General features: G+C 56.8%; 14 protein-coding genes. 7 read left to right on the forward strand and 7 right to left on the reverse strand.

What is annotated here, in order from left to right; translation table 11 throughout:
- Nucleotides 1-55: 55 nt before the first annotated feature.
- Entirely contained in the window at nt 56-7,843 is a 7,788-nt protein-coding gene (locus tag P3G59_RS21830; RefSeq protein ID WP_277758917.1) for a DUF6543 domain-containing protein, read from the forward strand.
- 14 nt (nt 7,844-7,857) lie between these two features.
- Here P3G59_RS21830 and P3G59_RS21835 read toward each other — a convergent pair whose 3' ends face one another.
- The 7 genes from P3G59_RS21835 to acs all read right to left on the reverse strand — a co-directional run bounded on the left by P3G59_RS21835 (nt 7,858) and on the right by acs (nt 15,956).
- Complete coding sequence (locus P3G59_RS21835) at nt 7,858-8,850, reverse strand: GlxA family transcriptional regulator (RefSeq protein WP_277758918.1); 993 nt, start codon at nt 8,848-8,850, stop codon at nt 7,858-7,860.
- Between the two features lie 245 nt (nt 8,851-9,095).
- Nucleotides 9,096-9,860 carry an ATP-binding cassette domain-containing protein gene (locus P3G59_RS21840; protein WP_003227281.1) on the reverse strand — a complete coding sequence of 255 codons (765 nt, stop codon included), beginning with the start codon at nt 9,858-9,860 and terminating at the stop codon, nt 9,096-9,098.
- A gap of 27 nt (nt 9,861-9,887) precedes the next feature.
- On the reverse strand, nt 9,888-11,000 hold the full coding sequence (locus P3G59_RS21845; protein ID WP_277758919.1) for a M14 family metallopeptidase: 1,113 nt from the start codon (nt 10,998-11,000) through the stop codon (nt 9,888-9,890).
- Nucleotide 11,001: 1 nt separating this feature from the next.
- Complete coding sequence (locus P3G59_RS21850; protein ID WP_277758920.1) at nt 11,002-11,700, reverse strand: ABC transporter permease; 699 nt, start codon at nt 11,698-11,700, stop codon at nt 11,002-11,004.
- Complete coding sequence (locus tag P3G59_RS21855; RefSeq protein ID WP_016773583.1) at nt 11,697-12,386, reverse strand: ABC transporter permease; 690 nt, start codon at nt 12,384-12,386, stop codon at nt 11,697-11,699. The genes P3G59_RS21850 and P3G59_RS21855 overlap by 4 nt, the downstream gene beginning before the upstream one ends.
- Before the next feature lie 91 nt (nt 12,387-12,477).
- A complete protein-coding gene (locus tag P3G59_RS21860) occupies nt 12,478-13,254 on the reverse strand; it encodes an ABC transporter substrate-binding protein (RefSeq protein ID WP_277758921.1) in 777 nt (258 codons plus the stop codon).
- A gap of 746 nt (nt 13,255-14,000) precedes the next feature.
- Nucleotides 14,001-15,956, reverse strand: coding sequence for an acetate--CoA ligase (acs, locus tag P3G59_RS21865; protein ID WP_277758922.1), 1,956 nt, complete (start codon nt 15,954-15,956; stop codon nt 14,001-14,003).
- Between the two features lie 441 nt (nt 15,957-16,397).
- Between acs and P3G59_RS21870 the strand changes: the two genes are divergently transcribed.
- The 6 genes from P3G59_RS21870 (at nt 16,398) to P3G59_RS21895 (ending at nt 23,170) form a co-directional block, all read left to right on the forward strand.
- Nucleotides 16,398-16,658, forward strand: a complete 261-nt coding sequence (locus P3G59_RS21870; RefSeq protein WP_008084846.1) for a DUF2790 domain-containing protein — start codon at nt 16,398-16,400, stop codon at nt 16,656-16,658.
- A gap of 552 nt (nt 16,659-17,210) precedes the next feature.
- The gene (locus tag P3G59_RS21875; protein WP_103304059.1) at nt 17,211-18,461 is read left to right on the forward strand and encodes a ribonucleotide-diphosphate reductase subunit beta; all 1,251 of its coding nucleotides are present in this window, start codon (nt 17,211-17,213) and stop codon (nt 18,459-18,461) included.
- A 174-nt stretch (nt 18,462-18,635) separates the two neighbouring features.
- A complete protein-coding gene (locus P3G59_RS21880) occupies nt 18,636-20,213 on the forward strand; it encodes an AAA family ATPase (RefSeq protein WP_277758923.1) in 1,578 nt (525 codons plus the stop codon).
- A gap of 419 nt (nt 20,214-20,632) precedes the next feature.
- On the forward strand, nt 20,633-21,166 hold the full coding sequence (locus P3G59_RS21885; protein ID WP_277758924.1) for a Bro-N domain-containing protein: 534 nt from the start codon (nt 20,633-20,635) through the stop codon (nt 21,164-21,166).
- A gap of 116 nt (nt 21,167-21,282) precedes the next feature.
- Nucleotides 21,283-21,999, forward strand: coding sequence for an HNH endonuclease signature motif containing protein (locus tag P3G59_RS21890; RefSeq protein ID WP_277758925.1), 717 nt, complete (start codon nt 21,283-21,285; stop codon nt 21,997-21,999).
- Nucleotides 22,000-22,183: 184 nt separating this feature from the next.
- On the forward strand, nt 22,184-23,170 hold the full coding sequence (locus P3G59_RS21895; RefSeq protein WP_277758926.1) for a hypothetical protein: 987 nt from the start codon (nt 22,184-22,186) through the stop codon (nt 23,168-23,170).
- Nucleotides 23,171-23,172: the final 2 nt, after the last annotated feature.

Below are 23,172 nucleotides of genomic sequence, written 5' to 3' on the forward strand. Positions count from 1 at the left end.
TTGATCGCCACTTCCTGATTTGCTGTGCTTCTTTTCAACGCCCAAGGAATGGCACATGCATTTGTCAGAAGGACAGCTCCCGGCTGTCGCAACCGACATCACCGTCGCACAACATCCCGACAGTCACTACGAGACACTCAAGGACGCCCTCCCCGCCTGGCTCGGCAACGTCTCGTCGACCAGGCGTCAGGCACTGAAAGACTCCCGGCCGGCGCTGCCCGTCAAGCTCCAGAACGCCTCAAGCACCGAGCATCAGACCCTCAAGAGTCTCAACGCCGCACATCTCACGGCGCAAAGTGAAGTCGACAAACAATTTGAACACCTGCAGGACGCCAGTGCCTTTGCCGAACCCTTGCTCAAGACGGCGTTGAAAAGCCGCTTCGATCTGGACCTCGACGTTAGAACAACTTTTTTGCGCCTGTACATTCCTGCGACCACGGCGCTGTTTCCGATCAAGACCGGCGCCCGCACCTGGACCGTTTCGCTGCTGGACGCGGCCCTGCATAACTTCGACGAGGACGAGATCAAGGACAACGCCTTCGAATCCGAGTCGTCCTTCATCACCCAACCTTCGGCCAGCGGCCAGTTCGACACCTTGCCGGCGATCAAGAGCAAGCTGAGCATTGCGGCGTTTACCCGGCTGTGCCGTGAGCTGGACATTGGCAAGCAGTACAACACCTACCTTGAAAGCAACCTCGGGATTTCCGATCCGGCCGTGGCGGCGCCGTTGCGACTCAAGATCGACAAAAGTCAAAAAGCCGCGATACGGGCAGCGCTGCAAATGGCGCAAATGAACAGGGACATCAGCGCCAGCCATTTCCGTCTGGTCAATGCGTTACTGGACGGGTTCACCAACATTCGCAGTGAAGGTTATGCCTGGATTTGTCATGACCTGACCATGATGTCCGCACCGCTTACCGGCATTCTGGTGTTTATCCCGGACCCGGAGAAAGCCAGAAAAGTGAAACACGTGGTGGCCTATGTCCCGGATGATCCCGATCATCCGATCAAGGAGTATGCCTCGACGGCCGAGATGGCGGTTGAACTGACCCGGCAGTTGCGCTCAAAAGACTACCAGCAGTTCTTCAGCCGTTTCGTCAATCACGAACAGCGTGGTTTTTTCTTCGCCAGCCTCAACGAGCGTCTGAGCCAGATCAAATGGCACCCACCGGTGGCCGGGAGTTCCGAGCCAACATGGCGAGAGACACCGGTCGACAAGCCTGACCTGCAATTTGATGTCACTGCAATCAAGGGCGATCTGTGGGAGCACCTCTATCAAGCGCGCCTGAACAAGATCCTCAACGACGCCCGAACCCTCGCAGTACCCACCGCCGTGGTCGATCAGAAAAAACGCTGGGCGTTCTGGGATTCACTGATCAGCATCGCCAGCAGCATTTTGCAGACCGCCGCCTTCGTCATTGCGCCGTTCGTGCCGGTGCTGGGTGAAGCGATGATGGCGTACATGGCCTATCAGTTTCTCGACGAGGCTTTCGAAGGGATTATCGAATGGGCGCAGGGGCGTACCAAAGAAGCGTTCGAGCACTTGATGGGCACGCTGGAGTCGTTGATTCAACTCGGGGCGTTCGCAATTGGCGGCAACATCGCCGCCGCCGAGTTACCCAAGATCCTGCCCAAGGAGATCATGGCATTCATCAACCGGTTCAAATCGGTGAAAATGGCCGACGGCAAGACCCGTTACTGGGACCCGGATCTTGCCCGCTACCAACAGGAAAGCCTGCCGGGCGCTGACTCAAAACCCAATCAACTGGGCTTGCATGAACATCAGGGCAAACTGCTGTTGCCCCTCGACGATGCGCATTTCGCAGTTAAAGAAAGCGCCACCCCCGGCCAGTACCTTATCGAACACCCGACCCGCCCCGACGCTTACCAACCGTTGGTGCGACACAACGGCGACGGCGCCTGGCACACCGAGTTCGAACAACCGCTGGAATGGGACACGCCTACGGCACTGCGTCGCATCGGCCCGTCGGTGGAGTCTTTCACCCCGGCCGAGCGCGAGACGATCCGGCAGGTCAGCGGCGTCAGCGAAGATACCTTGCGCAAAATGCACGCCGATCAGGACTCCGTTCCGCCGCTGCTGGCCGACAGCATCCAGCGCTTCAAGCTTGACCAGCAACTGCAACGTTTCGTCAACGCCCTGAGCAGCGAGGTGCCGGAAGATTACCTGCGCGCCGATCCGGTCATGCAGTTGCAACTGCTGACCGAACATGGCCGCTGGCCCACTGGCGAACGTTTGCGCTTGATCGATCAACAGGGCGATCTCGTCTGGCAATCTTCGAGTGATGAAGCTCTGCCGCTGACCGAAATCCATAGCAACGGCAACCTGCTCAAAACCCTGCTGCAAGCCTTGGATGAAACCCGCATCAAAACCCTGCTGGGCGAAGAATTCGCCGGCCCGACGCCGTCTCTGGAAGTACGTAGCCAAACCCTGCGCAAACAACTCGCCCAGCTCGCCGGACAACACCGAGCATCGATGTTCGAAGCACGCTACCAGGCGCTGCAAGTCAGCAAAGAGCCACTGGCGCAACCCATCGTCCAGCATGATCCCACCCTGCCCGCCAGCATCACCCGCGAACTGCTCGACACGGCCACCGGCGACGAACTGCTGGCGATGAGCGAAGGACAACTGCCGGCGCGCCAGCAGCAACTGATGCAACTGGCCAGTCAGGAAGTACGCGTCACCCGTGCCTACGAAGGCTTGGAACTCGACTCGGTCAACAACCCGGATTCCGACACCCTGGCCCTGCACAGCCTGCAACAGTTACCCGGCTGGAGCGGCGACGTGCGCATCGAAATCCGCGACGGCCGCTACGAAGGCCCCATGCTCGCCAGCACTGGCCGCGCCCACGCACCGGCACAAAAAATACTGGTTCGCCAGGCTGACGGCCGCTACCAACCCTACGACGACCGCGGCCAGCAACTGCACTCGGTTACCGATTTTTATACCGGCATCTTGTATGCCTTGCCGGACGCAGAACGGCAAAAGCTGAACATACAGATAGGCCAGGGCGCCACGCTGAAAGCGGCCATCCGCAAGCAACCCATGCCACGCAACGAGCTACGGGTGGCGATCGCCCATCCGCCGAATCCGGAGCCGAAGGTCGATACTCTGCGCCTGTTAGGCCGCAGAAGCACCCCGACGCAGGCCAGAGAAATCATCGACCAGGACAACTTTTTCGAAGTGGATGAAGCCGGCATCATCATTCAGGACAACCTTTTCACCCAGGGTGAGCCCCCCATCACCCCGGAACAGCGGGTACAGGCGATTCTGCGCGGGTATTCCCTCGAAGAGGCGCGGGCATTCGTCGCCCGGTTTCCGAACGACCCGGCAGGCTTCAATGCCGAACTCGTCCGCCTGCGCAACGAGTTTCTCCAGCTCACTGAATACCTGCGTCACTGGGAAACCGATGTGCCGGCTTACGATCCTTTCAACGGTCTGCCGCTGTCGGACATACAGCGCAACGCGGCCGTGCGAAACCGTGAACTCTTCGCCAGCGCCATCGAGAGCTGCTGGCGCAGACAAACCGACAGCAGGCTCGGCCCCATTCTCCAGATCGCGCAGCCGATACTCGGTGACCTGCCTGTGCTGGACGCAGACTTCAGCCATGTCACCATTCTGTCGCTCAACGGCAACCGCAGTACCACCGGCTTCGAAGCTTTTCTGCAGCGTCTCCCGGGATTGCAGACCTTCGGCGCGCAAAACCTCAACCTGCCACAGCTGCCCCAGGCTTTGACGTCGATGCCGTCGCTGCGTCAGTTGATCCTGCGCGACTGCGGCGTCACGCTCTCGCCTGCCAACCAGTCCGTGCTGGCCTCGTTGCGCGAACTCGACCTGCTGGATCTGCGCAACAATCCCCTTGGCGCGGCACCTGACCTCAACGCGATGCCGGCGCTGCGTGAAATCAATCTGAACGACACCGAGATCACGTCGGTGCCACTCGACCTGCTGGACCATCCTCGACTGATCAAGGGCAGTTTCGAAGGCAATCAGATCAGCGAGGTGCCTGCTGCGTTTTTCGACCTGGCCAACGCCCTCAGCGATGGCTTCAACTTTGCTCGCAACCCACTGTCGGCGGCCAGTCGCGAGCAGGTGAAACTTTTCTACGGGCGAACCGGCAAGCATTTGGGGGTTGTGCCCGAGCTTGCGGATATCACCCGCACTACAGCGCTGTATCCGGCCCTGAATGCCGATCAAGCGGTGGACCTGCTGTATCGCTTGCCCGGGACACTGGTTGAAGGTCGCGCGCAACTCTCGGCCTGGGAAACTGAAATCAGCCGCTTGAGCGACGACCTCGACCAATGGTCTGCCAACATTCCCGCACAAAACCCGCTGACCGACCTGCCGTTTACGGCTCAGCAAGTGCTGGATGAAGGTGTGGCCAGGAAGGAATTCGCGACCCGGCTCAAACAGTTCTGGCGTAACCGATCGCCGAATCAACCGAGTATCAGAGACAGCCATTTCATGGCGGCACCGTCCTTCATCGGCGACATGCCGGTCCTCAGCGCGGATTTCAGCCATGTGTCGCGACTCACGCTTACGGGCATCCGTACCGTTTCGGGCATGCAGCGGTTCCTGCAACGGTTTGCCAACGTGAACATTCTGGAGCTGCGCCACTTCGACTTGCCAGCCGGCCTGCTGCCCGCTCTCGAGATGCCCCGGCTCAATACACTGGAACTGAAAAACTGCGGATTGGTGATGACGCCGGAAAACCAGGCAGCGCTGATTGCCATGAACCGCCTGCAGTTTCTGGAGTTGAGCGACAACCTGTTGACGACATTTCCCGACGTAAAACTGTTGCCGGAACTGACCTACCTCGACCTGTCCAACAATGGCATTTCCGTGGCTCCCGACAGCCTGGCAGAACATCCCAAACTGCAGACGGCAATTCTCAGCGCAAACTTGATCAGCGAGATACCCACAGGCGTTTTCGAGCTACCCGCCAATCGCGGCGACGGCATCGACTTTGCCAACAACCCCTTGTCGCCAGAAAGCCGCGAGCAGATAAAAGCCTATTACCGTAAAACCGGATACGACTTCGGCGTGCCCGCCGATGCGGCCGACGTCAATCTGGCGCGGGAACTGTTTCCGGGTCTGGACCAGCAAGATGCCAGCGACATCATTTATGACCTGGGCGGCACCCTGGCGGACGGCCGTGCGCGGCTGCAGGGCTGGAGAGCCGAGCTGGAGCGCATGACCGCAGACCTGACCGCTTGGGCGCCACAGGTGCCCAGCGTACACCCCGTAACCGGCGATGTACTGTCGGCCATCGAGCTGTTCGACCAGTACGCTGCCCGCTCGGACTTCGCGCAACGGCTGGAACGACTCTGGCGCAAACGCTCAGGGATGACCGGGATGCGCGAAGATTTCTTTGGCGCGGATTTGAAGTTCATCGGTGAAATGCCACGCCTGACAGTCGATTTCAATCACCTTTCAACGGTGATACTCAGAGGTAATCCGGCGATCCAGAACACCGAAGCATTCCTTGAACTTTTTCCGCATTTGCAAATGCTGGAGATGCATGACTTCGACCTGGGCCAAGTGCCAAACGTCCTCACCCGGATGACGGACCTCAAGGAGCTGACGCTGGCCAAGTGCAACCTTGTACTCACGCCCGATGGCCAGAATGTCCTGAAGTCACTGAGCGAGCTTGAGCTGCTGGATCTGAGCAACAATGAAACGCTCGGCATGGCGCCGGATCTGCCAGGCCTGCCGGCGGTAAGCGATCTGCGGCTGTCCAACACCGGTCTGTCCACCCTTCCCGATGGCATCGTCGATCATCCGCAGCTGGAAAGCGTCGAGCTCGATGGCAACCACATTACCGAGCTGCCGGAGTCATTGTTCGACCCGATCGCGGAGCTGGTGGAGGGTGTCAATCTTGCCAACAATCCACTGTCGACGGCGGCTCGCGAGCGTATCAAGGCGTACTTTGTCGAGCAGCACATTGACTTTGGCGTACTGCCCGATCCGGGTGACATGGCCAAAGCGAAAGAGCTGTTTCCGGTGCTGAGCGATAAAGCCGCACGCGATTTGATTTACGGCCTGCCCGGAACGCTGGAAGCCGGTAGCGCTCAGTTGGTTGCATGGGAAGCAGAGCTCGCCCGGATGAACAGCGATCTGGAACTTTGGGTCAGCCGGGTTCCGATGGGTTCCCCTGCGGGCGGGCGAGTGCTGGACGCTGCCGAACTGGTGACCCAGCGCAGCGCCCGCGAAGCATTCAGGCGGAAACTGGAACAACGCTGGCGTAACAGAATCAGCGATCAGCAGGGCCTCCCCGGCATCACATTCTTCGCCGACCTGAAGCTGATCGGTGAACTCCCGACGCTGACAGCCGACTTCAGTTTTGTCACGCAGCTCACGCTTCTGGGTGGAAAAGCGCTGAACGTGCCCGACGGCTTCCTTGGCTGTTTTACCGGGCTGCGCGGCCTGGAGATCCGCAGTTTGAACCTCGGCCGGTTCCCCCGGGCACTCTCGCGGATGCCCTCGCTGCAAACGCTGATGCTGAGCAGCTGCGATGTGGTCTTCGATGCGCAGGCGCAAACCACACTGACTGCCATGCACCGCTTGACGGCGCTGAATCTGTTCAACAATGCACTCGGCAGCGTGCCGGATGTCTCCTCTCTGCAAGAGCTGGGCTTTCTCAATCTGTCCAGCACCGGGATCGACCGCGTGCCCCCGGGCGTAGCGCGATTACCGCGTCTTGGAACCACGCTCCTGGCCGACAACCAGATAGCCGAGCTACCCGAGAGCCTCACCGGATTCTCCCGCGCAGGGGTCAATCTGAAGGGTAATCAGCTCTCTGCCACATCACGGGAACGGATCAAAACCTACTACAAGGTCACCAGTCGAAACCTCGGCATCATGGCCGAGCAGGCCGATATCGATCTGGCGCAATCGCTCTACCCGCATCTGGGCAAGGCAAAAGCCAGTGATGTCATCTATCGTCTGCCCGGGACGCTGGCCGAAGGACGTGCGGAGCTGCTTCGGCGGGAGACCGAACTGACCACCCTTCTCGGCAATCTGGAAAGCTGGACCCACGAAATCCCTCTCGACCCCGTCACCGGCGCACGTATGGAGGCCGGCGCATGGGCCGAGGAAAAGTCCGGAAAAATGCAGTTCATGGCACAGCTGGAGCAGTGCTGGCGCAGCTTCCCCGGCACAGCGGACACCAACGATTTCACCTGCAATCTGTCGTTCAGCGCAGAACTGCCGCTGATCAGTGCGCAGTTTGCCCATATCCGTAAACTGAAACTGACGAGTTCGGCTTCCGCCTCGCCACGGCTCGACCGGTTACTGGACTTGTTCCCGCATTTGCAAGAGTTGCAGATCAGCGCTTATCCGTTGCACGACTTGCCTGCGCAAGTTCTGCTCATGCCCGATCTCGATACGCTGAGCCTGCCGGACTGCCGCATTGTCCTGACCCGACAAAGCGCTGATGCACTGGCGAGCATGAGTGGCTTGCAAACATTGAACCTGCGCGGCAATCCCCTTGGCATGGCGCCCAACGTGTCGCGCCTGACACAATGCCGCTTGCTGGATCTAAGCAATACCGAGCTGACCGAAACACCGGAGGGATTGTTCGAGCTCGCTCAATTGCAACATGCCAATCTGTCCGGCAATGCCATCGGTGAGTTACCGGCGCAACTGTTGTCCCCGCCACCCGGCACCACTGCTTATTTCGACTTCGCTGGCAACCCGTTGAGTGCCGAGAGCGAGCAACGTCTGGTGGCGCTTAACGCTGCCAATCAGGCAAGGCTGGCCGAGCAGCGAAGAGCGCACGCGGTCGTTCAGCCGGATCCGGTAGCGCTCGAAGGCTCTGACTGAAGCCGGCGCTGCGCCTAGCCGCGCTCGGGGGGCACTGACGACAATTCGAACGGGCTGCTGCTGCGCCGCTGGTTGCGATCTTCCCGCGGCGTGGCACCGAAGAAGTTGCGATAGGCGCTGGAGAAGTGCGGCCCCGAGGAGAAGCCACACGAGAGGCCGATCTGGATGATCGACTTGCTGGTTTGCATCAACATCTGCCGGGCCTTGTTCAGGCGCAGTTCCAGGTAGTACTGGCTCGGCACACGGTTGAGGTATTGCTTGAAGATTCGCTCCAGCTGGCGACGGGATACGCACACATGCTGGGCGATTTCGTCGGTGGTCAGCGGCTCTTCGATGTTGGCTTCCATCAGCAACACCGCTTGGGTGAGCTTCGGATGGCTGGAGCCGAGGCGGTTCTGCAACGGGATGCGCTGACGCTCGCCCCCTTCGCGGATGCGCTCGACCACCAGTTCTTCCGAGACGGCGCCGGCCAGTTCTGCACCGTGATCGCGGGCGAGTACTGCCAGCAACAGATCGAGAACGGACATGCCACCGCACGCCGTCAGGCGATCGCGATCCCAGTCGAACAGGTGGCTGGTGGCGATGACTTTCGGGAAACGCTCGGCGAAATCGTCCTGCCAGCGCCAGTGCACGGCGGCGCGATAACCGTCGAGCAAACCGAGTTGCGCCAATGGATACACGCCGGCAGACAGACCGCCAATGACCGTGCCAGCACGCACCAACTGCTTCAGTGCACTGCTGAGGGCCGGGGCCAACGTGGTCGGCGGCTCGTCAGCGAGCAGGAACAGTTTCTGGAAGTTCTCGAGCTTGCCGGCCCACGGTTCGCCGGGCAATTGCCAGGCGCCTTCGGCCCCAGCGACTGTAACGGCTTCGGCCTGCAGGAACGACAGTTCGTAAACCACGTCCGGGTGCACCCGCTGCGCAACACGCAAGGCCTCCTCCGCCAGCGCCAAAGTCAGAGCTTTAGTGCTGGGCCAAATCAGGAAACCAATTCGATGGGCAGTCATGGGCGGGCAATCCGAAGCGAAAAACAGTGATGAAGGCATGGGCCAATGCTAGCCCGGAAATGAACACAAATCTTGAGTCTGACGCGGATCACCCGTAGGAGCTGTCGAGTGAAACGAGGCTGCGATCTTTTGATCTTGAAAGCAAAGTCAAAAGATCGCAGCCTGCGGCAGCTCCTACAGGGGGATTGTAGCCAGCCATCAGGCTGCGAAGCATGCACTATTCCGGTGCATATCGGCAGCTCTGATTACTTGAGGCTACCCGACAGGAACTGCTGCAAACGCTCCGATTGCGGATTGACCAGCACTTCGCGCGGGTTGCCGCTTTCTTCCACCACACCTTTGTGCAGGAACACCAACTGGTTCGACACTTCACGGGCAAAACCCATTTCGTGCGTGACCACGACCATGGTGCGACCTTCCTGCGCCAGCGCTTGCATGACCTTCAGCACGTCGCCAACCAATTCCGGGTCGAGGGCCGAAGTCGGCTCGTCGAACAGCATCACCTCCGGCTCCATCGCCAGCGCACGGGCAATTGCCACACGCTGCTGCTCGCCACCGGACATGTGCCCAGGGAAAGCATCCTTACGATGCGCCACACCGACCTTGTTCAGGTAGTGCTCGGCTTTCTCGCGGGCTTCGGCCTTGGACACGCCGAGTACGTGCACCGGCGCTTCCATGATGTTTTCCAGCGCGGTCATGTGCGACCACAGGTTGAAATGCTGGAACACCATCGACAGGCGCGAACGCATGCGCTGCAGCTGTTTCGGATCAGCGGCCTTCAGCGCGCCGTCCTTGTTCGCTACCAGCTTCAGCTCTTCGTTGTTGAGCAGGATCTTGCCCGCGTGCGGCTGCTCGAGCAGGTTGATGCAGCGCAGGAAAGTACTTTTGCCGGAGCCACTGGAGCCGATGATGCTGATCACATCGCCGGCTGCCGCTTTCAGGGACACGCCCTTGAGCACTTCGTGACTGCCATAGCGTTTATGCAGGTCTTGGACTTCAAGTTTGTACATGCGGTCGGTTCTCACAAAAACAGTCAGTCAGTCGTTGAGCAAGCGCCCGTGACGCAGCGCTTCGCGCCCCGCCACCTTGGCCAGCCAGAAACCGGGTTGGGCATAACGCAGCCGTTCAATGGCAAACAGCACCCCGGAGGTACCAGCACACACCGTGCTGACCCGATCGGACACAGGATCAATCACTTCAAAAATCTCGTCACCGGCCTCGACCCATTCGCCGGGCTTGCGCAGAAAACTTACGACGCCAGGGTGCGGTGCGAGCAGCAACTCGGTGCCCTCGAACGGCATGCCTTCGCAGGCTTCGTGCGCCGGGTTCGGCCACTCGCCAGTAATCAAACCTTGCTCGGCGAGGAACGCAAGAATGCCTTCAGCATACGCGCAGGCTTCGGCGCGACCCGTGTCGGCCTGACCGCCCAGCTCAATCGTGGTCGCCAGACACGCCAGTGGAATCTGCGCATCGGGGAACTGCCGCGACAAACGCAACCACGGCAACGAGCAGGCTTCATCGAACGAACTGCCGCCGGAATCTTCCGCCAGCAAACCCACCTTCACGTTCAGATGCGCAGCCAGCGAACGCCACTGCGGCCAGTGCTGCGGCAACGCATACATGTGCAGCGCGGCTTCGGCATCGCAATGCAGATCGAGCACCACATCGGCGGTGCAGGCATGGCTGAGCAACACACGCTGCATGCCTTGCAACTGGCTGCTCGCTGGCGGCAATGCCGCCAGATGATCGGCCATGGCCTGACGAATCAGGCGCACATTGGCGTGCGGATCATCACCGAGGCTGTCAGCCAATGCGGCCGCAACCGGCGCGCTCAGCTCAACGAAATCACGGTTGAAATTCTTGCCGCTGCCCGCTTCGAAACGGCCTTGATGATTGCCTTGCAGCAATTGCCCAAGACCCAACGGATTGGCCACCGGCACCAGTTCGATGACACCGTTGAGCAAGCCCTTGGCTTCGAGTTCGCCGAGGCGCTTTTTCAGCTCCCAGGCGGTGCGCATGCCCGGCAATTCGTCAGCGTGCAGGCTGGCCTGAATGTAGGCCTTGCGCTCGCCACTGCCGAAGCGGAAAACCGAAATCTTGCGCTCGCTGCCCAGATGGCTCCACGGCAATACGTGGTCGATGCGTTCCATATCAGTGCTTCCGCGGCGCGAGGTAGCTCAACCAGCGACGCTCGGCCAGTTTGAACAGCTTGACCAGAATGAAGGTCAGGCACAGATAGAACACGCCGGCGGTGATGTACGCCTCGAATGGCAGATAGAACTGCGCGTTGACGGTACGTGCCGCGCCGGTGATGTCGATCAACGTCACGATGGACGCCAGACTGGTGGTCTGCAGCATCATGATCACTTCGTTGCTGTACTGCGGCAGTGCCCGGCGCAGGGCCGATGGCAGCAGGATGCGCTTGTACAGTTTGAAGCGCGACATGCCCATGGCCTTGGCCGCTTCGATCTCACCGTTCGGCGTGGCCTTGAGGCTGCCGGCGATGATCTCCGCGGTGTAGGCGCTGGTGTTGATCGCGAACGCCAGGCACGCACAGAACGTTGCGCTGGACAGCCACGGCCACAAGAAGCTTTCACGTACCGCTTCAAACTGCGCCAGACCGTAGTAGATCAGGAACAGTTGCACCAGCATCGGCGTACCGCGAATCACGTAGGTGTACAGCCACGCGGCGCCGTTGACGACCGGGTTCTTGGAGACGCGCATCAGCCCCAGCGGCAAGGCCGCGAGCAAACCGAAAAACAGCGACAGCGCGAGCAATTTGAGGGTGGTCACCAGGCCGCCAAGGTACAGCGGCAGGGCCTCCCAAATGACGTTGTAGTCGAAGATCATAGATCAGCCGCCCTTACGCCTACCGAGTAGCGCTTCTCAAGGTGACGCAGCGCCAGCAACGAGACACTGGTGATCACCAGGTACATCGCCGCCACTGCGAGGAAGAAGGTGAAAGGCTCGCGAGTGGCATCTGCCGCCTGCTTGGCCTTGAACATCATGTCTTGCAGACCGACCACGGAAATCAGCGCGGTGGCCTTGGTCAGTACCAGCCAGTTGTTGGTGAAGCCCGGAATCGCCAGACGAATCATCTGCGGCACCATCACCCGGAAAAACACCTGAAAACTGCTCATGCCGTACGCCATGCCCGCCTCGGCCTGACCTTTCGGGATGGCCATGAAGGCGCCACGGAAGGTTTCCGACAGGTAAGCACCGAAGATGAAACCGAGGGTGCCGATACCGGCGGCCAGCGGATTCAAATCGATGTAGTCGTCGTAGCCAAGCATCGGCGCCACACGGTTGAGCAAATCCTGGCCGCCGTAGAAGATCAGCAGGATCAGCACCAGATCGGGAATCCCGCGGATCACCGTGGAATACAGATCGCCCAGCCAGGCCAGCCAGCGCACCGGCGACAGGCGCAACGCGACACCGATCAGCCCGAGAACGATGGCCAGAGCCATGGACGACAAGGCGAGCTGAAGCGTCAGCCATGCGCCATCGAGGATGACAGCCCCGTAGCCTTTCAACATGATTCAGGTCCTCGAAAGTTGGGATGAAAAAATGGCGCAAACCGCAGAGATCCTGTTGCTTGCGCCATTTCGGACTTGTCGCAGAGACGTGTTACTTGCCGTAGATATCGAAGGCGAAGTACTTGTCCTGGATTGCCTTGTATTTGCCGTTTTCGCGGATGGCCGCGATGGCCGCGTTGATCTTGTCTTTCAGCGCGTCGCCTTTACGTACTGCGATGCCTACGCCGTCGCCGAAGTATTTGACGTCGGTGAACGCCGGGCCGGCGAACGCGAAGCCTTTGCCGGCGTCGGTGTTCAGGAAGCCGTCTTGCAGCAGGGTGGCGTCAGCCACGGTACCGTCGAGGCGACCGGCGGCCACGTCGAGGTAGATTTCGTTCTGCGAACCGTACGGCTTGATCTCGGCACCCAGTGGCGCGAGAACTTCGCGAGCGAAACGCTCGTGGATCGAACCACGTTGCACGCCGATGTTTTTACCCTTCAGCTCGCTCAGGTTTTCGCTGACCTGAGTACCGGCCTTCATGACCAGACGTGCCGGGGTGTTGTAGTACTTGTTGGTGAAGTCGACCGACTTCTTGCGGTCTTCGGTGATCGACATCGACGACAGGATCGCGTCGATCTTGCGCACTTTCAGTGCCGGGATCAGACCGTCGAACTCTTGCTCGACCCACACACACTTGACCTGCATCTGCTCGCACAGAGCGTTGCCGATGTCGTAGTCAAAACCGACGATGCTGCCATCCGGCGCTTTCGAGGCGAACGGAGGGTACGCCGCTTCGATACCGATCTTCAGAGGTTTTTCATCAGCGAAGGAATTCAGCGACAGCACGGAGGACAGTGCCAGGGCGCCAAGCAGCACAAGTTTCTTCATCTTGGGACTCCATCGGTAAAGGGCAAAAACGGCAGAGTGAGCGACAGCCCAATATGCGAATGGGTGAATCGGGAAATCGGTTGCTGCATCGGTGGGAAATTTCCCATTGAAACCGTCAGAGATTTCAACGTCAGCCACGATGAGCGAGTGATCGGCATTCTAACGACAGGCCCGAAGCCGATATTTCTTCAATGCGACAACTAATTACAGATGCACAGAGAAAGCGACTTTGGCACATTGACAGCCCTGCAAATTCATGCAAGAGCGCACGATTGTGAACCGATCTATGCTGCAAATTGCGGGCCTATTATTCGCAAACCCTTCTAATCCGGCAAGCGCAGCGTTGTGTCTTATTTTTCACCGCAGGTTTTAAGGCTCTAAAACGGGGCGATGCGTTTCCCTTTGCCCCGCTCCGGGGCGGGAGGTTACACATTCGGTTACGTGGAGGGCCGCGGGTAACAGGGGGAAATGTCTTACGGCACAGATCGATAATTATTGACCGCCGATCGTTCCCACGCTCCGCGTGGGAATGCAGCAAAGGACGCTCCGCGTCCCAGGAGCCGACGCAGAGCGTCGAGGGAGGCATTCCCACGCAGAGCGTGGGAACGATCATCTGAAGAAACCCGGTCAAACTGTGGGAGCGAGCCTGCTCGCGAAGAGGCCCGCCCTGCCACCACAAAACCTGCAGACACAAAAAAGCCCCACCCGGCATACACCGGACAGGGCTTTCTTTTCAGACCCGCTACTTAAGCCACATTCATGGTCTTGTGCGTATCAATCAAATGCTGCACCACACCCGGATCCGCCAGGGTCGAGATATCCCCCAAGCCATCGTATTCCGCCGTGGCAATCTTGCGCAGAATGCGGCGCATGATCTTGCCCGAGCGCGTCTTCGGCAGCCCCGGCGCCCACTGGATTACGTCCGGCGAAGCAATCGGCCCGATCTCCTTGCGCACCCAGTTCTTCAGTTCCAGACGCAACTGCTCGGTCGGCTCTTCGCCATTCTTCAACGTGACATAAACATAAATGCCCTGCCCTTTGATGTCGTGCGGCACCCCAACCACCGCCGCCTCGGCAACTTTCGGGTGCGCAACCATCGCGCTCTCGATCTCCGCCGTGCCCATACGGTGCCCGGACACGTTGAGCACGTCATCGACACGCCCGGTGATCCAGTAGTAACCATCGGCATCACGACGCGCGCCGTCACCAGTGAAGTACATGCCACGGAAAGTCTTGAAGTAGGTATCAACGAAACGGTCATGGTCGCCATACAACGTACGCGCCTGACCTGGCCACGAATCGAGAATCACCAGATTGCCTTCAGCCTCGCCCTCGATGATGTTACCGAGGTTGTCGACCAGCGCCGGCACCACACCGAAGAACGGCCGCGCCGCCGAACCCGGCTTCAGCGCGTGCGCACCCGGCAGCGGGCTCATCATGTTGCCGCCAGTCTCGGTCTGCCACCAGGTATCGACGATCGGGCAACGCGACTTGCCGACATTCTTGTAGTACCAATCCCAGGCTTCCGGGTTGATCGGCTCACCGACCGACCCGAGCAAACGCAGGCTGCTGCCATCCGCACCTTCAACCGCCGCCTGACCCGAGGCCATCATCGCGCGGATCGCAGTCGGTGCGGTGTAGAGGATGTTGACCTTGTGCTTGTCGACGATCTTCGCCACCCGGGTGATGTCCGGATAGTTCGGCACGCCTTCGAACAGCAGCGTGGTCGCGCCATTGGCCAACGGGCCGTAGACGATATAGCTGTGGCCGGTGACCCAGCCGACGTCGGCAGTGCACCAGTAGATTTCGCCGGGGCGGTAGTCGAACACGCGCTCGTGGGTCATCGCCGCATACAGCAGATAACCGCCGGTGGTGTGCTGCACGCCCTTCGGTTTGCCGGTCGAGCCGGAGGTATAAAGGATGAACAGCGCTTCTTCCGCGCCCATCTCTTTCGGCGCGCACACGGTGCCCGCCACTTTCATCAGGTCTTCGTACCAGATGTCGCGATGCTGGTTCCACTTGATGTCGCCACCGGTGCGCTTGCACACAATGACTTTCTGGATGCTGCTGGTTTCCGGGTTGGTCAGTGCGTCGTCGACGTTGGCCTTGAGGGAAATCTTCTTGCCGGCACGGATGCCTTCGTCAGCGGTAATCACCACTTTCGAACGGCAGTCGATGATGCGACCGGCCAAGGCTTCCGGCGAGAAACCGCCGAACACTACCGAGTGAATCGCGCCGATCCGGGTACAGGCCAGCATGGCGACCACGGCTTCGGGAATCATCGGCATATAAATGGTCACCACGTCGCCGCGGTGCACGTCCTGACCACGCAGGGCGTTGGCCAGTTTGCACACTTGTTCGTGCAGTTCGCGGTAGGTGATGTTGCGGCTTTCGGAAGGATCGTCGCCTTCCCAGATGATCGCGACTTGATCGCCGCGCTCGGCCAGATGACGGTCGAGGCAGTTGTAGGAAACGTTCAGGGTGCCGTCGGCAAACCACTTGATGTCGACATGGTGATCGTCGAACGACGTCTGCTTCACCGTGGTGAAAGGCTTGATCCAGTCGAGACGCTTGGCTTGCTCGCGCCAGAAGCCGTCAGGATTGACGACCGACTGCTGGTACATGGCTTTGTAGGTCGCCTCGTCAGTCAGCGTGTTAGCCAGAACCTCGGGACGAACGGGATACAGAGAAGCCGCACTCATCTTTCCTACCTCGGTGTAATAGTTGTTTTTGTATGACCCTGTTGTAACGGGGCGGGGGCCATAGAACCATTCGACGATGGTAGTAACAAGCCCTCGCCCACCAGCCGCGCCCCGTGTAGGAGCTGCCGAAGGCTGCGATCTTTTGATCTTGCCTCTAGAAATCAAAGTCAAAAGATCGCAGCCTTCGGCAGCTCCTACAGGGGTTATTTCGGGGATTGTTACCAAATCTGCCAAAGGTGTTTATCAAAACCCGCTCTGTTTACCCCCGCCCCTTCTCCCTAAAATTCACCTCGCCGACAAGGCAAACGCGATTAACAACGTTACAGCCCCCACGAAGGCCGTTAATCCAGCTCTCAAGTAATAACTGCAAACGATGAAGTTCCACACGCAACCCTAAAAAGGTTGCGTGACCCCACTCGACCTCAAAAAGGTAAATTTGAAATGAAAGCTTTATTGGTTCTGGCCCTCAGCAGTCTGTGCGCAACCGCCATGGCAGACGAGGTCCCGACTGATGTCGCACAGCAACAACCAGTGATCGAGGAATACACTTACTCCACCCATCTGGACATCGCCAACGTTGTATCGATGAGTGAAATTCCGAACGTCTGCGAAGTAGTACCGGCAAAAATGGAGTACGACGACTCCAAGGGTCAGCGCCACATCCTGCGCTACAGCGTGATGGGTAACGGCTGCACCAATTGATGATTCGAGACTGCACCGAATCGGATCTCTCAGCGCTTCATTGAGGGTCGATTCCAGCCCGGCTTCGGTCGGGCTCAGTTGTGTCTGGAGTCGTCAAAAGTGCTTGCAAAACACTAGATGTAGTAAAAAACGTGAATTTTTGTTCGTTTTTTGAGCGATTCCACATTTGCGAGATTTTTGCGAAAAAAAATCTATCCCCGGCAAAGCCCTGTAAACCCACGCTCTCATCGAAAAACCAGCCTCCTCGACCGCTTCATGCGGGGATTCGCCTCAGCACAGCCGTGTTTTTTTCCCTATAATGCCGCCCTAATCGGGTCAGCAATATTCCCTTACAGGGATCAAAAGCCATTCTGAAGCCCCGCAGTCGCGCTCAACGTGATCTGCGCCCGTCAGAGGCTCTCGGAAACCCGTACAAAATTCTGTTTGATGCCTGCGTTTAGCTGCTGCAAAGAACGATTCCTTTAGATCCAACGCGGTCTGTACGACCGTGTGAAAAACCAACCAATCAGGTTTCACACGGGCGACAGGCCCTCACGCAGGAGACGACACGTCATGCTGAGCTGGGACGAATTCGACAAAGAAGACAGTGAAGTAGCAACCGTGAAAGGCGCCAACGCCGGCCACGCTACTGAAGCCAACATGGACCGCCTCGACAACGCCGGCGGCGCCGCGGCACTCGAAGCCCGCGCCGTCACCGCCGCCGACTCGGCCGCCGTGGCCCGCGCCAAGGCTGCACTGAACTCCCTCGACGTCGCCGAAGGCCTCGCCGAACTCGAAGGCGCCTCCGCCCGTGTCGCCGTTGACGAAAAGCGCATGATCAACTGCCGCGCCGACCTTAACCAACTCGTGCCATTCAAGTACGACTGGGCCTGGCAGAAATACCTGGACGGTTGCGCAAACCACTGGATGCCGCAAGAAGTCAACATGACCGCCGACATCGCCCTCTGGAAAGATCCGGAAGGCCTGACCGACGACGAGCGCCGCATCGTCATGCGCAACCTCGGCTTCTTCTCCACCGCCGACTCCCTGGTTGCCAACAACCTGGTACTGGCCGTGTACCGCCTGATCACCAACCCTGAATGCCGCCAGTACATCCTGCGCCAAGCCTTCGAAGAGGCGATCCACACCCACGCCTACCAGTACTGCATCGAATCGCTGGCCATGGATGAAGGCGAAATCTTCAACATGTACCACGAGATCCCATCGGTCGCGAAAAAGGCAGCCTGGGGCCTGAAATACACCCGTTCGATCTCCGATCCGAAGTTCGAAACCGGCACCCCGGACACCGACAAAGAACTGCTGCGCAACCTGATCGCCTACTACTGCGTTCTGGAAGGCATCTTCTTCTACTGCGGCTTCACCCAAATCCTCTCCATGGGCCGCCGCAACAAAATGACCGGCGTCGCCGAGCAGTTCCAATACATCCTGCGCGACGAATCCATGCACCTGAACTTCGGCATCGACGTGATCAACCAGATCAAAATCGAAAACCCACACCTGTGGGATGCCGAAATGAAGGAAGAAGCGACCCAGATGATCCTGCAGGGTACGCAGCTGGAGATCGAATACGCACGTGACACCATGCCTCGCGGCGTACTGGGCATGAACGCAGCGATGATGGAGGACTACCTGAAGTTCATCGCTAACCGTCGTTTGTCGCAGATCGGTCTTAAAGAGGAATATCCAGGGACGACTAACCCGTTCCCTTGGATGAGCGAGATTATGGACTTGAAGAAAGAGAAGAATTTCTTTGAGACGCGGGTTATTGAGTATCAGACTGGTGGGGCGTTGAGCTGGGATTGATCCTTCCCCATCATGACTAAAGGGGTGCTACCACTAGGTAGCACCCCTTTTTTATGCTTAAGAAACACCTCAAACTAGACATAAAATCAATGTGCCAGTATCTTCTATAAAACCATTGCCAATACTAATTATATAATTTAAAAACTTTAACTGTGGCCACTGGGGATCTGAAAAGTGAAGTACAGCGAAAGCGAAAAAGATAGAAAACTACGTAAGTGGTTTATTAACGACTTCACTCACACACATCTCCGGCGCATACACGTATACCAAGGCAACATCAGAGGCGTTTCAAAACTAGAACTACCGATAAGCTTTCCACTTATTTGCATCGCGGGAAAAAATGGGTGTGGAAAATCTACTATTCTAGCACTTGCATGCTGCGCCTATCACAATAAAAAAGATGGATTCAAGGCATCTAACAGACAGCGCCCCTACTATACCTTTGCCGACTTCTTTATCCAGCACAGTGAAGAAGTATCACCTGAAGGAATAACTATAGTTTTTGATTTTGCGCACGATAATTGGAGAATAACTAGCACAAACAAAGAAGCCAAACGAATCGGCACGCAAGTTCGACGTAAAAACAAAGGTGGCAAATGGAGCGACTATGCTTCACGCGTCGATCGAAATTGTGTTTTCATCGGAATAGAGCGAATAGTCCCACACAGTGAAAAGAGCCAATCGAGAAGTTATAAAAGACGCTTTCTCAGCACTGGCCCAAAAGGGTGGGAAAACTCGGTAAAAGAAATAGTTGGTCGCATTCTAAATAAGGACTATGAAGAGTTCCGGCTCACGTCTCATTCAAAATATAGATTACCACTCGCAAAGTCGTCTGGAATTTCATTTTCAGGCTTCAATATGGGGGCGGGAGAAAATGCTTTATTTGAAATTTTCTCAACCATATTCAGCTGCCCTGATGGCGCATTATTCGTAATTGACGAAATCGAGTTGGGGCTACACATCGAAGCGCAAAAACGCTTTATTAATGAATTGAAAAGCGTATGTTTGGAAAGAAAAATCCAAGTAATTTGCACTACCCACTCGAAAGAAATATTTGAGTGCCTTCCTTATGATGCAAGATTTTTCATTGAAAAAAATGGCGTTCAAACAACAGCAAAAATGGGTGTATCCGCCGAGTACGCCTTCTCAAAATTGAGTGCCGAAAAAACAAGCGAAGTAGATGTTTTTGTCGAAGATGTTATCGCTCAGGCGCTTATTTCTAATGTGACCCCCAGCAGCATCCGCTCGAGAATCAACATAGAACCTATCGGCTCAGCTACTGCTCTTTGCATTCAACTGGCCGCGCTGCATCGCCGAGCTAACACTGAAAAAACACTCGTAGTTTTTGACGGTGACCAAAGAGCCAAAGAAACAAACAACAAAAATCTTGCCCTGAGAACATCCGAAAAAGCTGACAAAAATTTTGATACGTGGTTCAAAACCAAAACAGAATATTTGCCAGGAAATACCTGGCCAGAATTGTGGATAATGCAAAAATGCAAAGAAACTCCTGATACGCTAGCAACAATTTCAGGCACTGACAAAATTGAGCTGACACAAATAATAGATTCGGGAATACGAGCAGGGAAACACAAAGAATTCCATGAGGTCGCAAAGTTACTTGGAGTAACCAAAGATCATGCAATTTTCATGTTTTGCAGTAGCATATCAATCACACACAAACATCTATTTTCAGACATTATTGAAAAAATATCTTCAATACTAAATGAGACACACCAAGCTATTGCATGAGCAATTTTTAAAGCGCCGTAAAAAGTAACCGTACGAAAAATCTTTATTTTTTAAGGATTTTTCCGAAGAGTGGTATCTGCATTGACCACGGTCTTATCACACCATAATCTCTGTAGCTGGTGCCTAAGAAACACCTCACGCAGCGGACTGACCGCACCCGACAGTAGCGGCTTTTTGTGCCTACGGTTTCCCCGTGCGCATCAAAAACTCTGTTATGCCGGGAGTGGGCGAATACAAGACCCGAAAGGGGAATATGTCCGGCCCTCTGTGTGGGGTTTCTTAGCTCCCGGCACCCAGCCTTAAGAAAGCTGACATCACACAGAGGTAAATGGATATGCCTAAAAATTTCTCCTTCGGCACGAAGGAAATCTGCTTCAACCTCAACATCATCTACATGCTTCCAGCACTGGAGGCCCACCATGTCTGAACCGCACAGTTCGACTGTCTTCACTCTGCACAAGCTCTCTCTTCACGCCCTCCTCCTCGAAGGTCAGCCATGGTTTTGCGCCCGCGATATTGGTCGTTTGATGGGCGTCCATCTCAGTGATCGAATGGTCAGCAAACTGGACAAGGATCAGCATCGTTTTCTGTGGATTGAGTATCACCGGCAACCTGAAAAGCAACTGATGCTCAGTGAGTCAGGCGTGTATGCGCTGTTGGTGTATCACTACGTCCCAGGGAATCGGCTTTTGCGTGAATGGCTGACCCATCAGGTGGTTCCAGCCTTACGCGATGCTGCGTCCTCGGAAAATTCGGTTCTGCCTATGCTGAGTTTTTTGAAATGGCCTGAAATGACGGTGAGTCTGTTGCATTGGCAGGATGAAAGCTGGATACGGCTACGAGATATGCCGTATCTATTGCAGGATCAGACTCATCAGCGAGTAACTGTCACCAAGCCTTGGTGGCGGAAGGCTGCGGAGGTGTTTCAGTCTTCGAAGCATCTGATGGGCTAGGTGCCGTGCTTGTAAGATCACTTGCAAGAACTGTCGCTAACCTCTGTAGGAATTTTCCTAGACAGCCGTAATGGCCACTCAGTATCGTCCGAGGGTTTTCAACCCTCGGCGATTTTATGAGCGACAAGAAAAAAGACACTGACTGGACTGTTGCTGAGATTGAGGCAGCGGTTGACACCTATCTCAGAATGCTTGACCTAGAGCTCGCGGGCCAAAAATTCAACAAGGCACATGAGAATCGCGAACTACGCGCATCAGCCTTGTTGACTCGCACAAAAGGCTCAGTCGAATTCCGAATGCAGAACATTTCCAGAGTCCTGACGACGATGGATCGGAAACCCATTAAGGGTTACAAACCGGCGAAAAACGTTGGTTCGAATGTTGAGCAGTTAATTCAAACAGCTCTCACAAATCGCGGCTTCCAGCCGGGCGACCCTGCTATTCCAACAGCCGACGAAGAAACACTAGAGCGTCGCGCCGCTGCAATTCAGAAGAAGCACATAAAAGAGCCGCCGAAAGGCATAAAGAAACCGAAGAAAGCGTCGAGTACTCGCACGGTTTACGTACGCGATCCCGAGGTTAGAGCCTGGGTTCGAAATGAAGCTGAGGCGCATTGCGAAGGCTGTGGCGACCCGGCTCCGTTTCAAATGCATGATCTGCCGTTTCTAGAAGTCCACCATGTCAAACCACTTGCAGATAAAGGTTCGGATCAAGTCTCAAACGCTGTAGCACTTTGTCCGAATTGCCATCGTCGTTGTCACCATTCGAATGATCGCGTGGCGTTTACAGCTTCGCTTTATCAAAGGGTAAAAAGGCTGATTCCAGAAAAATAAAACTCTGTGACTTGGAGAGTTTTTGCTGCTGAGTGGGTGTCTGGATTCGGTATTCAGTTGATACCACCAACTAGCCAGCAGGCTGGCTCCCACAAATCCCGCATCATCCTGAAAACAATCAGTGCAACCCGCGCCGCCTCCCGCTATTAATACCCCTCCCCCACTCAAGGATCCGAGCCCCACCATGAAATTCGATCTCGCCTACTGCCTCAGCCTCGACGACAAGTTGTCGATCTATGACGTTCGCGATCTCAATTTCGATGAGACGATGGCGTTCGACTCGGCGAAGGAGCACTTCCAGTGCCCCAACGATGCCTGTCGTTCGGCGTTCGAGGTTTCCAATGAGTTGGGTACGTTCAACGCCAAGAACGTGAATTACGTGCGCACGCCGCACTTCAAGAATTTGCCCACTACGCAGCATGTGCCGGGTTGTCCGTATGTGAGTGTGAAGGCTTCAGCGTCTGGCGTTGAGACGGCGGATGGTGAGGTGGATGACGGACGCGAGGACCACTTCCCATCAGAGTTGTTGCTGACGCGGCGTGAGTATGTGCGCAAGCCTGTCGCGCCAGCGGGGGCGGCGGATGTGTTGCGCGATGATCCGGTGCGGGTGGCGGCGGACAGTGGTAAAGAGTCGGCGAGTCGTGAATCGGCACCGGACAAGACCAGTGTGTTTGCGCATCCGGTGGAGTGTTTTGTTTCCAACTTCGCCGACAAGGAGTTGCTTAAGCGCATGCCGTTGAAAGTCGGTGAACATTCGGCGCCGTACAGTTCGTTCTTCAAGAAGATTGAGTATCTGACGGACAACAAGGGGCTGATTTACTGGGGGCGGATCAAGAAGATCGAGGACTTCCACAGTGCCAGTTTTCGTATCGATTTCGAGGACAAGGTCTGGTTCAAGAAGCCCGAGGACAGTAAGAAGAAGCCGTATCCGGTCAGCGTTTATCTGAACAAGAAGCTGATCGACAACTACCGCAAGCGCAAGGCGTTTCTGGAGGAGATCAAGCACGCGGTGGATAGCGACAAGGCGTTGTTCTGTTTCTTCTATGGGGTGACGCCGGAGTTGAAGCAGGTGCCCGGCAAGAAGAACCCCGAAAAGCCTTTCGAGGTCTTCAATGCCAATATCGAGAACCTGGATCACTTCATTATTCGTGAAGCGCCGGGCCTGGAGTGACG

The organism is Pseudomonas sp. A34-9 (assembly GCF_029543085.1).
In the GTDB taxonomy this organism is placed as follows: Bacteria; Pseudomonadota; Gammaproteobacteria; order Pseudomonadales; family Pseudomonadaceae; genus Aquipseudomonas.